Source organism: Chitinophaga sp. (assembly GCF_039596135.1).
In the GTDB taxonomy this organism is placed as follows: Bacteria; Bacteroidota; Bacteroidia; order Chitinophagales; family Chitinophagaceae; genus Chitinophaga.
Map to the genome: position 1 here is coordinate 22,500 of NZ_JBCNKH010000058.1, position 13,102 is coordinate 35,601.

Genomic DNA, 13,102 nt, shown 5'->3' on the forward strand with positions numbered 1-13,102 from the left:
AGTAGTGGTCCATGCCCCCAGTCCAATGCAGAAAATAATAAAATTCACTTTTCAATGCCACACAGTATTGCACAAATCGCTAATTCGAAAACCTCAACTTTCAATGATGGAAATAATTACCTATCTTGAGTAAATAACCCATATCAATCTTACAATTATGAATTCCCGTCGTGTCTTCCTGCAAAACCTTGCCATGGCCTCTGTAGCCATTCCATTCACCAATTTCAAACTGTACGAAGAGAAAACCCTTCGGGTTGCTATCTGTGGGCTGGGAGGGTACGGTACCCGTGTTGCCGAAGCCATCCAATCCTGCTCACGCGTTAAACTCACCGGCGTCATCAGCGGTACGCCTTCCAAAATCAAAGCATGGCAGGCCAAATACAATATCCCGGAAAAGAACTGTTATAACTATGAGAACTTTGACAACATCAAAAACAACCCTGATATAGATGCCGTTTACGTAATCACTCCCAATGCCCTCCACCATGACCAGGTCATCCGCGTAGCAAAAGCAGGTAAACATGCTATCTGCGAAAAGCCTATGGCCCTTAATGCCAAAGAAGGACAGGAGATGGTAGATGCCTGCAGAAATGCTAACGTAAAGCTATTAGTAGGTTATCGCATGCACTTCGAACCAAACACGCTCGAAGTGATCAGAATGCGTAATAACGGTGACTTTGGCAAGATCCTCTTCTTCCAGGGTCTATGCGGATTTAGAATCGGGGATCCCACCCAATGGCGGCTTAATAAACAATTAGCCGGTGGCGGCTCACTCATGGATATCGGCATCTATGCTATCAATGGCTCAAGATATATGACAGGGGAGAACCCTATCTGGGTGACTGCACAGGAAACTAAAACCGATCCTGTAAAATTCAAAGAAGGAGTAGACGAAACCATCCAGTTTCAATTCGGTTTTCCCAGTGGTGCTACAGCCTCCTGTTTGTCTACTTATGCAATGAATAACCTGGACAGGTTCTTCCTGAATGGAGATAAGGGCTTTGCTGAAATGCAGCCTTCTACTAACTACGGACCTATTAAAGGCAGAACTAATAAAGGAGAATTGACCAAACCTCATACTATCCACCAGGCGGTACAAATGGACGAAATGGCGGCCATTATTTTCGATAATAAACAACCGGTTGTGCCTGTAAATGGAGAAGAGGCCGTTAAGGATCTGAAAATTATTGATGCCATTTATGAAGCGGCCCAGACGGGGAAGAAAGTAAGTCTGAAATTGTAAAGTTAAACCATTCTCCGGAGTTAATACTTCGGAGAATGGAAGTGTAATAATAAAGAAGCCCTCTTTTTAACAAGTCATAGCAGGTTAGTTCGAGAGTAATCACTCTACGCCCTTTACCCTCATCTGCAATGTATATACTCCCTCCGATGCCGTAATAAACAACATCTTCCGATCCCTCCCTCCAAAACACACATTCCCCGTCCAGCTCTTTGAAACTGCTATATTCTCCAGTTTCTTCCCTGTGCTATCATACACCGTCACACCATTTCCTGTTAGATACAAGTTTCCCTCACTATCCAGCGTCATCCCATCAGACCCCTGTGGCACAAACTCTTTTCGGTTTGCCAATCGACCATCTTCACCTATCTCATACCGATACGTCTTATTCGCCGCTATATCCGCTACATACAAATATTTCCCATCCTGCGTTCCCACAATGCCATTAGGCTTTACTACACTATCTTCAACTATTACCGGCTTACTTTCTCCTTTAGGTAAATAATACACCTTCTCTCCGGCAATATCCGGTTGCTTCCGATCCCAGTATACCCGTTGGTAATAAGGATCCGTAAAGTAAATCCCACCTTTAGCATCAATCCACAAATCATTTGGCCCATTCAACCGTTTACCCTCAAACTGACTTAGTAAAACTGTTACTTTCTTATCAGGACTAATTGACCAGAGTTCATTCTTTTCATCTGCACATGCAATGATGTTTCCCTGCTGATCAAAGTACAACCCATTTGACCGGCCGGTCCTATCCAGGAACAGCGTTAGTTTTCCCTTTGTATCATACTTCCATATTTTATCATTCGGTTGATCAGTAAAGTAAATATCCCCCTTCTTATTGACCGCCGGCCCTTCTGAAAAAGCAAATTTTGCAGGTAGTTTTTTTAACTGAGCACCAGGTGCGACAACGCTGACCTGAGCCGCCACATGAGTTGTAGTCAGTAAACATAGAATTATAAAAGCCTTCATTTAAATATTTTTAGTTGTTAAATAAACCGTGGTCTGATTGGTATAAATGATTCAACAAGGAAGCTCCATTGATAGCAATAGTAACTATCTTTAAGTATGGATCATAATGAACGCATTGCAAAATTAACTTTCGCCGGTGTCTACCCAATGTATCTCGCCAAAGTGGAGAAGAAGGGCCGGACAAAAGAAGAACTGGATCAGGTGATCGAATGGTTAACAGGCTTCGATGTCCACACACAGGCCGCACTCATCGAAGAGAAAGTGACTTTTGAAACCTTCTTTCAGCGGGCAACATTAAACCCCAATGCGCGCCTTATTACCGGCGTGATCTGTGGTTACCGGGTAGAGGACATCGATCATCCTTTAACCCAGCAGGTCCGGTATTTAGATAAGCTGGTAGATGAGCTGGCCAAAGGGAAGAAAATGGAAAAGATATTAAGAACGGCGCATTAATGCGCAGTTCTTATTTTTATCCACTTGCTGATGTCTTCTAACACCAAGGGAGAAAAGGTCTGTTCAATCTTCACATATTCTGACGGACTCCCCGTTTTACATTCCTGGAACAGGTGATTCAACCCCGGGTATCGCTTGATAGTTACATCCTTATTCCGTCCCTCTTTTAGCGCCTCTTCAATTTTGTCAAGGTTGGCATATGGCGACACCTGCAAATCTTTCTCGCCATTTACAGCCAGCACAGGGCAATGTACTTTTTTGAGCGTAGTAGCCGGGTCATATTTAATGAAGAATTTCATCCATGGCCTCATGATTTCTTTTACCTGTTCTTCCGAATGGTCAGATCCCACCGTCTTAAAATAAGACGTAAGCTCCGTTTTGAGGGTCGTATCGTCTTCATTGTTTATGATGATGTCAAAAGCGCCTTTGTTTATTTGATTGATTTTGGCAATTGCGCTATCCGATGTTCCTTCGGCATGTAATATCAATGCTGTTTGTCTGAGGAGCAAATCATCCCCCCTGATGCCAGTACCAGCCAGCATTACAATGAAGGCCACATCTTTATTTCTGGCAGCTACTATCGGGGCAATCAACCCACCTTCGCTGTGTCCTATCAATCCAATCTGTTTAATTTCTTTGCGTGTTTTCAGGTAAGCAATGGCACTTTCTACATCGTTGGCAAAATCCAGTGTAGTTGCTGATTTGAAATCGCCGGTTGATTTCGCCACACCCCGGTCGTCATATCTCAGCACTGCAATACCCTGGCGGGTAAGGTAGTCAGATATGATGAGGAATGGTTTATGGCCCATGAGTTCTTCATCACGGTTTTGTTGTCCGCTGCCGGTGATAAGAATCACAGCAGGATAGGAGCCGGTTTTCTGTGGCAGGGTCAGGGTGCCTGCCAGTTTAATATGCGCCTGTGGATTTTCGAAGAAGACATCTTCTGCATAATACGGAAGTGGCAAGGTCGGCTCCTGCGGACGTTTGGGCATTTCGACCCCGCCCCTGTGAAAAGTGAGCGGTAACGATTGCCCTCCCTGTGAAAAGGTGCCGGTCACACTATCGGTTTTATATTCACCCGCATATGTGGCACGGATCGCATCACTTTTAAAATGGATGCCAGATTCATTGAAGGTAAATTCATTGACAGGGATACCCTTTGCTCCCTGGTCCGGGCTATCTAAAGTGACGGTATACCCGGTGTCTGTTGCCTGAATATTTAGCACAACACGCAGTTTTCCCAGCAGGGTACCGGTCCAGCTACCCGAAATATTCTGCGCAAAACCGGTTACAGATACCAGCAGGGTTAGTAATGTGATGGAAATCTTTTTCATGGTTTTTTCTTTCTGATTGCTTTGAGAATATAGATAATGATAAGGTATAACAGGATGCAGGAAATGATGGCAATAGGAATAAAATAATTGCCCGCTATTTCCCGGATACCCTCGCGTTTTTCTACAATTCCAAAAAAGAATGTATGCGGACCCACCCATATACCGGTTATTTCCGGTTTAATTATTTTCATGACAATCAACACTGGAAAGGTTACCAGCATTAAAGTCATGAATGAAAGCAGGATATAAGCTATCCCGTTTCTTAAGTTCAGAAACAGCGCCTGCAGCAGGTACTTGATATTAAAGGTCTTGATGGCCTGGTCAATTTTTTTACTGGCCACCACTTCTTTGAGTGTTATTTCCGGATCGCCGAGTCTATCCAGTATATTTAATAATGCCGTCATTTCATCTTCGTCGTGATCAGTGATATACTCATAGATATAGCTATTTACCTCCATCAGGCATTCTTCCTGATCTTCTTTTGAAAGGATTTGGACGACTCTTTTACAACGGGCTATATAATTATCATATACCCGCTGACTGGCGGGAGATTTAAATTCAATTGCTTTCATGCAGGATTTATTTTATGAAATTTTCATTTATGGCATTTTTCATCGCCGCCAGGTGTGCCCTGCCTTCTTCTGATATGTAATAGTACTTGCGGGGGATGCCCGTAGGTTGCTCTATCCATTTGTAAATCAGTAATTCCTCTTTCTGCAATCGGGTCAGCAAGGGATACATGGTGCTTTCAGTGACTTCGGTATTGAAATCATCTTTTAGATGTTGAATGAGTTCATAGCCATAGCGTTCCCTGGCGTCGAGCGCTTTCAGAACGAAGTATGGCAACAGGCCTTTTTTTAATTGGGTCTCCCAATTTTTTAAGAATTCGTTTTTCACTCTGCAAATATATAGCATTGGGATGTACTATGCAATACGAGGTATTATATTTTTTGAAAGTGATTAATTATCAGTGGTGGTTGAGATGGAGAAGAATCAATTGTGGAGGTCGGAGGGGGCTTTTAATGTAACAGATATCGTAGATGAATTTGCTAAAGAAGTAAAGCTGGTGAAATATGGTTTTATCCTAAATGGGAGTTACTTCAAAAAACGTGGTATCGATGGAGATATTAACAAATCAAAAAAATAAAAGAGAATTGAGCATTGCTCAATTCTCCTCTAAATAAAATACTATTGCTTACAAGTAGTATTATAATCACCAAAAATCTGAGTTCCCATATCCTGCAATTTGCTACCACCTCTATCCAACTCACCTTTAATCAACTTACCCATACCACTCTTTTTCTTTTCCTCTTTTGCCGGATCGTAAGTACTGTAACCACCTGCAGCCAACTTGTCTGCTACTGTAGGACAATCACTTACCAGTTTCTTGATGTCAGATGTGGTCAGCTCTTTCGGCTTATCATCACCTTTCTGCACCAGGATATCCGGATTGTCGCGCAGGTTCTGATTAGCAGCTTCCATTTCGGCAACATCGCTGTTACCCACCGCTACAGGAGCCGGATAACCATACAGACGATACATTTTGATAGGACCGTCTACCAGTACTTCTGCCATGTGTGTGGTGTTAGACAGGTTCTTGATTGTTTTAATCTGCGCACCCAGACCACCACCACTGGTCAAAGCTTCTCTCTTGTTGACAAATTTGATCATACGAAAGTGTCTTTCCGTGCTATCATCGATAGCTACATACTCTTTCATGTCATCTGCGTCCAGTACCTTAAATTTCTGCTTCTTTTTTTCGGGATCAATAGATTCCTTAGCAATAAATTTAACTTTTTTCTGGTTTTTCCAGGGATTAGAGGCATTGCCATACAGCTTTACAATTCCCTCGATTCTTTGATCATCTTTTGTGATGATGTACCCTTGTTTTTCTGTCCCTTTGAGTTCGTACTCTTCGTTGTCATTGTCAGCATTGTCCTGTGCAAAGGCTGCCATAGAGAAAATGAACAGGCCTACAGTCAGAATTGATTTTTTCATAGATGTTTTTGAGGATTATGGAACAAAAGTAGTAATAGAATTTATCATATTAAAATAAAATGGACTGTTTTGGGGATTGTAGGGACGGATTACACATGCTTTTTATAAAAGCATGTCAGGTGCGGGCGAAAACCAGGGAAGGAAATTTTTTATTGCATAAATACGCCGGATGGGCCGTACAGCGGGGAGTAGCCGTAGGAATTACTCCTGCTTACACTAACGCTGCCCGAAATCGAAAACGTTTTATCATTGCTGATATACATAACACCCACCTGCGCGGCAGGGAAAATACCAAAGTTCCTGGTCTGCATAGGACCAAAGCTGTTTTTGCTGGTAGCAGGCTGATATAGTAGATTGCTGGACTGGAATAGGGTGGGTGTGGCGGATATATTGCCAAAAGCAAACAGGTTATTAGTGAGCTGGCGGTTCAGCTGCAATGCTAAGGGCGCTGACAGAAAAGTACTGCTGCCGCCCTTAAATGCCATAAAACCAGTGGAAATGCCGGTATATTTGGTAATAAACCACTTCTTGTGCTGGTTAGTAGTATCATTCATACGGCCCGGCGCCCCGGAATAAAGCGGGTACTGAGCCTTTGTCACTAAAGCAGACATTAAAATCGCGATAAAAAGGATGACGCGTTTCATACTATGAAGATAACTATCCTTTTCATGAATATTGCTAATGAAATCATAATATTCATAAAGAAAGGGTGCCTTTTTTGCAAAGACACCCTTCAAAAGTTTAGTTACTAAGAGACAAACGGCAATTATAGGTTTGGAACAAAATAGTACAATAACATAGCCGCCAGTGCCAATACCATTAATGCCAGATAAACAATGAGTACCACCTTCCAGCCTCTGTGCACCGTCATGCGGTCTACCGGTGGCGTTATTCCCACAAAGATCTTTTCCTGTTCCGGCGCTTCCATATACATCTCCTCATGTTCCTTCACCATCTCCAGGAATTTCTTTTTCAGCTCTTCCGGTGGCTTCACCGCCATGTTAAAAGCTGTTCTCTCCATCCGCCTCTCTACTTCTGCCAGTTCTGCCGCAAGTTCCGGGAATAGCACCATTGCCTGGTCCAGCTTCTCCTTATCTTCAGGAGTGATGAACCCTAGCACATAGCTTTCTATGATACCATCTGATATGTAATCGCTCGTATTCACAACAGTTTCTTTAATGCCTTCAAGGCTGCACCTAATCGTGTCTTAACTGTCCCCAGGGGAATGTTCAGCTTCTCTGCAATCTCTTGCTGTGTATATCCCTGAATGTAACACAAATCTATTAAAATACTTTGGTCTTTCTTCAGGTGCCCGATCAGCTCCCACAGGCCATAATGATGATGAGTATGATCGGGCGAAGCCAGCTCCATCACATTGCCCGCCACCGGTTTTATTAACCGGCTGTATTGATAGTATTTACTTCGTACCATATCCAGCGCCGTATTTCTCGCTATGCTATGCATCCATGTAAAGAGTTTGCCTTTTTCGGGATCGAAATGATCTATGTTTCGCCATATTTTTATAAGCGTATCCTGTAGCACATCAGCACCCGTTGCTTCATCTTCTATTATGCCGAGAATGATATTAAACAACGCACCTGCATACCTATCGTATAAATACTCGTAGGCTGCCATTTTCCCCTGTTTTAATAAATGAACAAGTTCAGTCTCGGTGTATGTAAAAGCTGCGTCCAAAAATTATAAGTCTTGTTTCCAGAGCATACTGCCATCTGCCAGTTTATAAATAGTCTGGGCGCTTGAAGTCGTCCAGTTGATCCCATCCCTGCTCTGCCATACCTGTCCTTTGGGATCTATTTTGAGCCAGTGACTGGAAGGGTGATGTTGGGGCTGTAAATTTGATAGCATTAACAGGACAATCGTCACCGAAATGGTTGATTTTTTCATGCGCCGGAATTTTTTGACATTACAGATACGGGGCGGCGGGACGAAAAGTTTGGGGGGAGTAAAAAAAATATGAAGTACTGGCACCGCCAATTAAAATGATACCTTTGTTCTATGGAAGATTATGTAATCATTGTCAATCGCATTGAGGACCTGCAGCTAACCCAGGACAGAACAGAGCTGGAACTGATCTTTGACAGGGCAAAACGTACCATCGTGGGTGGTCAGGATGTGATCCTGGTAAGACAGAACAGGAGTGGTGAACAGGAAAAGTTTCAAACTATTTCCAACGAACAGGATTTTGAAGAATACAGGAAACAGGTATTCAGATTTCTCTGACCCTGAAAAATGAGGGTTGTTATCACGTTAATGACACCGAATGTTTCTGTTGAGGTCGACTTTATCTGGCACAATTATACGTGGTATGTTAAAAACGATCATTATGGTAGAGAAAATAACAATTGATGGCAAAGATGTCTGGTTGGTTATAGAACCGCAGGAAGGGGATCTGAAAGTGATCCCTACAGAGTATTTCACTGTCTCTTACACCCTGAATGAACATGAATCCGGTAGAATATTTAACGGCGAAGATGGTGAGCCTAAAAAATTTACATCTCCCGTGGAAGCGGTGGAATATGCCGTAGAAAAATTGCCGGTTATATTAGGATAGGCCCGCCGGTTTACTGATTACTCAGATCCTTTATTACCCTTTCCCTGTGATTTTTACCCCATTCTGCCATATCATCCAAAATGGGTTTCAATGACTTTCCATAGTCAGTCAGCGTATACGCTACAGTGAGGGGCTTTGTCTGCATCACCGTACGACTGACCAGCCCGTTTATTTCCAGCTCCTGCAGTTCTTTAGAAAGCATTTTCGGACCTATTCCCTTTACCAGGCGTTGCAATTCCAGGTAGCGACGCGTGCCTGATCCCAGTATACCCATGATCAGCATTTTCCACTTGCCGCTCAGTATATCCTGCGTATCGCGAATGGCTTTAAAATGCCGTTTACATTCCTCTGATATGTGCCCGTTGGCTGCTGTATTTCCCATAGTGCAAATATAGTTGACTTTCTGTGAGGGAAGTACTTCCCTTGCAGGAAGTGACACCTTTTTCAGATATGGTGCCACTAGCTTTGCTGATAAATAGAAATTTATGCGTACAAATGTTGTTTTGATTGAACAAACCAATGAGCTAAAATACCAGGCTGTTGAATTGAAGAACCCGGGACCTAACGAAGTATTGATTCGTCAAAAAGCTATCGGGGTAAATTATGTAGATGTGTTTTTCAGAAATGGAACTTTCCCTGTAGATGCCTTTCCTGCGCCTATTGGTCTGGAAGCGGCAGGAATTATTGAGCAGGTAGGTGCTGCGGTGAAAAACTTTGTGCCGGGAGATCGGGTGGCTTATTATGGCGCAACGGGTGCTTATGCTGCGCACAGGGTCCTGCATGAAAATGACCTGTTTAAACTTCCTGATGATATTACTTTCGAACAGGCGGCTGCTGTAATGGTCAAGGGACTGACCGTGCATATGCTGGTAAAAGCCAGTCATGTAGTGAAAGCGGGCGAAGTGGTGTTGGTCCACGCGATGATGGGTGGCGTAGGATCATTGCTAAGCGCATGGGCGAGATCTTTGGGGGCTACTGTAATCGGTACGGTAGGCAGTGCGGCAAAGAAAGAACTCGCGCTACAACGTGGATTTGAACAGGTGATTGATTTGCAGACGGAACAGATGACAGGTAAGGTGGATGTTGTATACGATGGCACTGGCAAGACTACCTTTCAGCAATCATTGGCACTTGTAAATCCCGGTGGAAGCGCTGTATTGTACGGATGGCCCTCCGGCATGCCTGATATAGATATGCAATGGATGGAAGATAGGAGTATCCATTTTGTATCTGCGGTGCTGAATCACTATCCTGCCTACCAGGATAAAAGTGGCAAGGCAATGAATGAGATCTTTGATTTAATACGTAATGGTGTTTTGAACCTGGATCATCCAACTGTATATGCGCTGACAGATGCAGCAAAGGCACACGCGGACCTGGAATCAAGGAAAACAACGGGCAGTATTATTCTGAAACCATAAAAAAGAAGGTGTATCGTACTTTACGATACACCTTGCATTAATTAAAAGTTTCCCGAAACTGCAACGGCGTCAGCTGCGTTTTTGACTTAAAAAACTTACTGAATGATTGCGAATGCTCAAACCCTAATTCATAAGCTATTTCACTCACCGATAAATCAGTTGTAGAGAGCTTCTCCTTTGCCTTTTCAATCAGCTTTTCATGAATATGCTGTTGGGCCGTCAATCCTGTCAATACTTTCAGCAGACCGCTTAAATATTTAGGAGATACATTCAGCGAATCTGCAAAATATTGCACCGTTGGAATCCCTTTCGCATCATTAAGATACTCATTCAGCAAATGTTCCATTCGGGCCAGTATCTGGTGATGGCTGATCTTTCTCGTAATAAACTGGCGGTTATAAAACCGCTCTGAGTAATTCAGCAAGGTCTCAATGTGCGAAATAATAATCCGCTGCGTAAACTTATCGATATTAGAATGGTATTCATTCCTGATATTCTGAACCACCCCATTCATAATCTTTTCTTCCTTGTCAGAAAGAAACAATGCTTCATTCACTGCATATTCGAAAAACTCATATTGCTTAATGCTACCAGCCAACGGCGTGTTCCAAAGAAAGTCAGGATGAATCAATAACATCCAGCCGGCGCGCTTGACCGCTGAATTTTCTTCCGGCTCAATTCTGAATACCTGGTTGGGCGAAATAAAAAACGTCACCCCTCCATCAAAGTCATATTCCTGCTGGCCATATTTTAACCGGGCATTAATACCACACTTGAGTGAAATCTGGTAAAAATCCAGTACCCAGTTCTTTTCACTGATATCAGCAGGCCGCTTGATGGCACTGTATTCCACCACACTGATGAGCGGATGTGCCGGTTTAGGTAATCCCCTCAGTTGATGAAACTCGCTAATAGTTTTTATGCGCTGTGTAATTATGTTTGCCATGATATTAATCCTGTTCAAACGCTGCTGCAAATTCCTTTGCAAAATCAGCCAGTTTAACTTTGCCTAATACAGGCCGGTGACGATAGTAGTCTTCATATAGTAAGCCACTTCCCTGGCTCGCCTGCATTTCTACAAAACCCGCTGCTACCTGGTGGTTAAACCCGATAGACAACCATTTGTCCAGCAACTGCTGATCAGGTATTACCTTCCATTGCAGATCAGGACGGCCAATGGCTGCACCCAATGCTGTTGCCATTTCATTAGGTGATACCTCGTCACTTGCAATGTAGCGAATTTTTCTGCCTTCGAATGGCGCTTCCATTTCTTCGGCCACAGTAGTTGCGATATCCAGCGGATGTACCCAGGGCTCCTTTTTATCGCCACCATAGTTGGAGATAATGGCACCTGTGTTTTTGATAGTGTTAATAAAGGAAAACAGATTGGTATAGAATCCTACCGGGCGCATAAATTTAATAGCTACATCAGCAGGCAGTTCATTCAGGATACCTTCTACCTGGTGATGAAACAGCAGTATGCCATTACCCTTTTCCATGTGAGCGCCGATGCTGCTCAGGTGAATGACCTGCTTAATGCCAGCCTGTTCTACAGCCTGCTGATAGTTTTTCCCTATCTGGCTGATAGTGGCGATGAAGTCTACGCTTTTATCAAATAGGTCTCCGGCAGCTTCCATCGTTTCCATCAGGTAAACAATATCTGCTCCCTGAAATGCCTGTGTTAAAAAAACAGCGTCAAACATACTGCCAATTGCAGCTTTAGCGCCCAGTGCTTCGATCTCCTTTGCCCTTTCGGGCTGACTACTGATTACGGTGACCGCATGGCCTTTCTTGGTTAATGCAGCAGCGAGATGTTTTCCAATGTTTCCCAGTGAACCTGTCAGTACAATTTTCATGATATTACAATTTGATAATGCAAAGCTCAGAAGAAGTGAGATGGTTGCTGTAGCCTAATTTCACATTATTGTAGCCTAAAAGAAAAGATGCTACATTTAAAGAAAAAACAATGATCAGGCACGCCACCCGAACGGACCTCACAGCCATCAGGGAAATTTGGAATTACTACATCCTGCATACGACTTATAATTACGATTTCGAGCCTAAAACCCCGGAGTTCCTGGAGAGCTGGTTCGATAAAAAGGCAGAATCAGGACTGCCGGTCTTCGTGGTTGAAGTAGATGGTCAGGTAGTCGGGTACGGTGCTTACAGCCAGTTTCGGGAGCGGAATGCCTATGCTCATTCTGCGGAGCACGGACTCTATTTTCATCCTGGTTTTCGGGGTAGAGGTATGGGCCGGCAATTGTTGGAGAAGCTCTTGTCCGACGGAAAGGAGCGGGGGTTTCACACTTTTGTTGCTGTGATAGATTCTTCCAATGAAGGTAGCATCGGCTTCCATGAGAAAATGGGTTTTGAAAGAATCGGCATAATAAAAGAAGTGGGCCGTAAGCATGGTCAGTGGTTAAACCTGGTTTTGTTGCAAAAGATTATTTAGTCTATGCACAGATTATTTGCTGTACCTTTGCCGGCCAATAAGTAAACCGTACCTAATGTTTCCAAAGTTAGCATTACCGATGGCCGCCAGCATGCTATGTGCTATGGCGCTGCCGGCACAGGACAAAATAAATGAATTAGACGCTGTCACAGTCACCGCCACCGTGAATCCAGTGGTAAGTTCCAAAACAGGACGCAACTTATACGTAATAAAAGGAGAGGACATCGCCAAAATGCCTGTCCACTCTATAGATGAAGTACTCCGCTACCTGCCAGGTGTGGAAGTACAGGCCAAAGGCCCTATGGGGGCTGCCAGCGATATCGTAATCCGGGGTGGTACTTTCCAGCAGGTGCTCGTGATCCTGGATGGCGTACGTGTCAATGACCCAAATACCGGCCACTTCAGCAGTTATATTCCTGTCAATCCTGCCGAAATAGATCATATCGAAGTACTGAAAGGCGCTTCCTCCGCTATCTATGGTTCCGATGCCGTGGGCGGTGTGATCCACATCATCACCAAAACCTTTGCACACAACCAGCACAGCACACCCTCCAGTAAGATCACCGCAGGTGCCACAGGTGGAGCATACGGACTGTTTAATGCCAATGCCAATGCTTATTACAGCACAGATAAACTGGCTGTAGATATCTG

19 protein-coding genes and 1 pseudogene are annotated in these 13,102 nt (G+C 43.7%); 8 read left to right on the forward strand and 12 right to left on the reverse strand.

The genetic code is table 11. The features are described 5' to 3' along the window. Nucleotides 1–157 precede the first annotated feature (157 nt). Complete coding sequence (locus ABDW16_RS24485; protein WP_343673425.1) at nucleotides 158–1,243, forward strand: Gfo/Idh/MocA family oxidoreductase; 1,086 nt, start codon at nucleotides 158–160, stop codon at nucleotides 1,241–1,243. Nucleotides 1,244–1,342: 99 nt separating this feature from the next. On the opposite strand, the gene ABDW16_RS24490 is transcribed toward ABDW16_RS24485, so the two are convergent. Beyond that, nucleotides 1,343–2,221: an SMP-30/gluconolactonase/LRE family protein gene (locus ABDW16_RS24490; protein WP_343673426.1), complete on the reverse strand. Its 879-nt coding sequence runs from the start codon at nucleotides 2,219–2,221 to the stop codon at nucleotides 1,343–1,345. 96 nt (nucleotides 2,222–2,317) lie between these two features. Here ABDW16_RS24490 and ABDW16_RS24495 point away from each other — a divergent pair, with 96 nt between their 5' ends. Then, the gene (locus ABDW16_RS24495; RefSeq protein ID WP_343673428.1) at nucleotides 2,318–2,674 is read left to right on the forward strand and encodes a DUF2200 domain-containing protein; all 357 of its coding nucleotides are present in this window, start codon (nucleotides 2,318–2,320) and stop codon (nucleotides 2,672–2,674) included. On the opposite strand, the gene ABDW16_RS24500 is transcribed toward ABDW16_RS24495, so the two are convergent. Genes ABDW16_RS24500 through ABDW16_RS24510 form a run of 3 tightly spaced genes read right to left on the reverse strand, consistent with a single transcriptional unit; the run spans nucleotide 2,671 to nucleotide 4,854 of the window. Then, on the reverse strand, nucleotides 2,671–4,008 hold the full coding sequence (locus ABDW16_RS24500; protein WP_343673430.1) for an alpha/beta fold hydrolase: 1,338 nt from the start codon (nucleotides 4,006–4,008) through the stop codon (nucleotides 2,671–2,673). The two genes, ABDW16_RS24495 and ABDW16_RS24500, sit on opposite strands and share 4 nt — an antisense overlap. Continuing rightward, on the reverse strand, nucleotides 4,005–4,580 hold the full coding sequence (locus ABDW16_RS24505; protein WP_343673431.1) for a hypothetical protein: 576 nt from the start codon (nucleotides 4,578–4,580) through the stop codon (nucleotides 4,005–4,007). The genes ABDW16_RS24500 and ABDW16_RS24505 overlap by 4 nt, the downstream gene beginning before the upstream one ends. Nucleotides 4,581–4,587: 7 nt before the next feature. Beyond that, nucleotides 4,588–4,854 (reverse strand): PadR family transcriptional regulator, encoded by a 267-nt coding sequence (locus tag ABDW16_RS24510; RefSeq protein WP_343673432.1) that lies wholly within the window; start codon nucleotides 4,852–4,854, stop codon nucleotides 4,588–4,590. Nucleotides 4,855–4,990: 136 nt separating this feature from the next. Between ABDW16_RS24510 and ABDW16_RS24515 the strand changes: the two genes are divergently transcribed. Beyond that, the gene (locus ABDW16_RS24515) at nucleotides 4,991–5,155 is read left to right on the forward strand and encodes a hypothetical protein (RefSeq protein WP_343673433.1); all 165 of its coding nucleotides are present in this window, start codon (nucleotides 4,991–4,993) and stop codon (nucleotides 5,153–5,155) included. Between the two features lie 41 nt (nucleotides 5,156–5,196). Here ABDW16_RS24515 and ABDW16_RS24520 read toward each other — a convergent pair whose 3' ends face one another. The 5 genes from ABDW16_RS24520 to ABDW16_RS24540 all read right to left on the reverse strand — a co-directional run bounded on the left by ABDW16_RS24520 (nucleotide 5,197) and on the right by ABDW16_RS24540 (nucleotide 7,911). Continuing rightward, the gene (locus ABDW16_RS24520) at nucleotides 5,197–6,006 is read right to left on the reverse strand and encodes a hypothetical protein (RefSeq protein WP_343673434.1); all 810 of its coding nucleotides are present in this window, start codon (nucleotides 6,004–6,006) and stop codon (nucleotides 5,197–5,199) included. 149 nt (nucleotides 6,007–6,155) lie between these two features. Next, on the reverse strand, nucleotides 6,156–6,650 hold the full coding sequence (locus tag ABDW16_RS24525) for a hypothetical protein (RefSeq protein WP_343673435.1): 495 nt from the start codon (nucleotides 6,648–6,650) through the stop codon (nucleotides 6,156–6,158). A 122-nt stretch (nucleotides 6,651–6,772) separates the two neighbouring features. After that, nucleotides 6,773–7,171 (reverse strand): hypothetical protein, encoded by a 399-nt coding sequence (locus ABDW16_RS24530; RefSeq protein ID WP_343673436.1) that lies wholly within the window; start codon nucleotides 7,169–7,171, stop codon nucleotides 6,773–6,775. Next, nucleotides 7,168–7,641 (reverse strand): RNA polymerase sigma factor, encoded by a 474-nt coding sequence (locus ABDW16_RS24535; RefSeq protein WP_343673437.1) that lies wholly within the window; start codon nucleotides 7,639–7,641, stop codon nucleotides 7,168–7,170. The genes ABDW16_RS24530 and ABDW16_RS24535 overlap by 4 nt, the downstream gene beginning before the upstream one ends. 63 nt (nucleotides 7,642–7,704) lie before the next feature. Further along, entirely contained in the window at nucleotides 7,705–7,911 is a 207-nt protein-coding gene (locus tag ABDW16_RS24540) for a hypothetical protein (protein ID WP_343673438.1), read from the reverse strand. A 111-nt stretch (nucleotides 7,912–8,022) separates the two neighbouring features. On the opposite strand from ABDW16_RS24540, the gene ABDW16_RS24545 reads away from it, so the two are divergent. After that, the gene (locus ABDW16_RS24545) at nucleotides 8,023–8,247 is read left to right on the forward strand and encodes a hypothetical protein (RefSeq protein WP_343673439.1); all 225 of its coding nucleotides are present in this window, start codon (nucleotides 8,023–8,025) and stop codon (nucleotides 8,245–8,247) included. A gap of 103 nt (nucleotides 8,248–8,350) precedes the next feature. Then, nucleotides 8,351–8,578 carry a hypothetical protein gene (locus ABDW16_RS24550; RefSeq protein ID WP_343673440.1) on the forward strand — a complete coding sequence of 76 codons (228 nt, stop codon included), beginning with the start codon at nucleotides 8,351–8,353 and terminating at the stop codon, nucleotides 8,576–8,578. 10 nt (nucleotides 8,579–8,588) lie between these two features. Here the strand turns inward: ABDW16_RS24550 and ABDW16_RS24555 are convergent, their stop codons facing one another. Then, the gene (locus tag ABDW16_RS24555; protein ID WP_343673442.1) at nucleotides 8,589–8,960 is read right to left on the reverse strand and encodes a helix-turn-helix domain-containing protein; all 372 of its coding nucleotides are present in this window, start codon (nucleotides 8,958–8,960) and stop codon (nucleotides 8,589–8,591) included. A gap of 103 nt (nucleotides 8,961–9,063) precedes the next feature. On the opposite strand from ABDW16_RS24555, the gene ABDW16_RS24560 reads away from it, so the two are divergent. Beyond that, nucleotides 9,064–9,999: a quinone oxidoreductase gene (locus ABDW16_RS24560; RefSeq protein WP_343673444.1), complete on the forward strand. Its 936-nt coding sequence runs from the start codon at nucleotides 9,064–9,066 to the stop codon at nucleotides 9,997–9,999. A 37-nt stretch (nucleotides 10,000–10,036) separates the two neighbouring features. On the opposite strand, the gene ABDW16_RS24565 is transcribed toward ABDW16_RS24560, so the two are convergent. Beyond that, nucleotides 10,037–10,945, reverse strand: a complete 909-nt coding sequence (locus tag ABDW16_RS24565) for an AraC family transcriptional regulator (RefSeq protein WP_343673446.1) — start codon at nucleotides 10,943–10,945, stop codon at nucleotides 10,037–10,039. A 4-nt stretch (nucleotides 10,946–10,949) separates the two neighbouring features. Continuing rightward, nucleotides 10,950–11,855, reverse strand: coding sequence for an NAD(P)H-binding protein (locus ABDW16_RS24570; RefSeq protein ID WP_343673447.1), 906 nt, complete (start codon nucleotides 11,853–11,855; stop codon nucleotides 10,950–10,952). A gap of 101 nt (nucleotides 11,856–11,956) precedes the next feature. Between ABDW16_RS24570 and ABDW16_RS24575 the strand changes: the two are divergent. Next, nucleotides 11,957–12,451: pseudogene (locus ABDW16_RS24575) on the forward strand (N-acetyltransferase family protein); the annotation flags it as partial. Between the two features lie 55 nt (nucleotides 12,452–12,506). Next, on the forward strand, nucleotides 12,507–13,102 hold a 596-nt coding region (locus ABDW16_RS24580), incomplete at its 3' end, for a TonB-dependent receptor plug domain-containing protein (RefSeq protein WP_343673448.1).

Bases quoted from the DNA above. Each gene is read 5' to 3' on its own strand.
- ABDW16_RS24495 (WP_343673428.1), top strand. From the start codon at position 2,318: ATGGATCATAATGAACGCATTGCAAAATTAACTTTCGCCGGTGTCTAC.
- ABDW16_RS24555 (WP_343673442.1), bottom strand. From the start codon at position 8,960: ATGGGAAATACAGCAGCCAACGGGCACATATCAGAGGAATGTAAACGG.
- ABDW16_RS24525 (WP_343673435.1), bottom strand. From the start codon at position 6,650: ATGAAACGCGTCATCCTTTTTATCGCGATTTTAATGTCTGCTTTAGTG.
- ABDW16_RS24550 (WP_343673440.1), top strand. From the start codon at position 8,351: ATGGTAGAGAAAATAACAATTGATGGCAAAGATGTCTGGTTGGTTATA.
- ABDW16_RS24485 (WP_343673425.1), top strand. From the start codon at position 158: ATGAATTCCCGTCGTGTCTTCCTGCAAAACCTTGCCATGGCCTCTGTA.
- ABDW16_RS24570 (WP_343673447.1), bottom strand. From the start codon at position 11,855: ATGAAAATTGTACTGACAGGTTCACTGGGAAACATTGGAAAACATCTC.
- ABDW16_RS24505 (WP_343673431.1), bottom strand. From the start codon at position 4,580: ATGAAAGCAATTGAATTTAAATCTCCCGCCAGTCAGCGGGTATATGAT.
- ABDW16_RS24515 (WP_343673433.1), top strand. From the start codon at position 4,991: ATGGAGAAGAATCAATTGTGGAGGTCGGAGGGGGCTTTTAATGTAACA.
- ABDW16_RS24520 (WP_343673434.1), bottom strand. From the start codon at position 6,006: ATGAAAAAATCAATTCTGACTGTAGGCCTGTTCATTTTCTCTATGGCA.
- ABDW16_RS24560 (WP_343673444.1), top strand. From the start codon at position 9,064: ATGCGTACAAATGTTGTTTTGATTGAACAAACCAATGAGCTAAAATAC.
- ABDW16_RS24540 (WP_343673438.1), bottom strand. From the start codon at position 7,911: ATGAAAAAATCAACCATTTCGGTGACGATTGTCCTGTTAATGCTATCA.
- ABDW16_RS24545 (WP_343673439.1), top strand. From the start codon at position 8,023: ATGGAAGATTATGTAATCATTGTCAATCGCATTGAGGACCTGCAGCTA.
- ABDW16_RS24490 (WP_343673426.1), bottom strand. From the start codon at position 2,221: ATGAAGGCTTTTATAATTCTATGTTTACTGACTACAACTCATGTGGCG.
- ABDW16_RS24535 (WP_343673437.1), bottom strand. From the start codon at position 7,641: ATGGCAGCCTACGAGTATTTATACGATAGGTATGCAGGTGCGTTGTTT.
- ABDW16_RS24500 (WP_343673430.1), bottom strand. From the start codon at position 4,008: ATGAAAAAGATTTCCATCACATTACTAACCCTGCTGGTATCTGTAACC.
- ABDW16_RS24565 (WP_343673446.1), bottom strand. From the start codon at position 10,945: ATGGCAAACATAATTACACAGCGCATAAAAACTATTAGCGAGTTTCAT.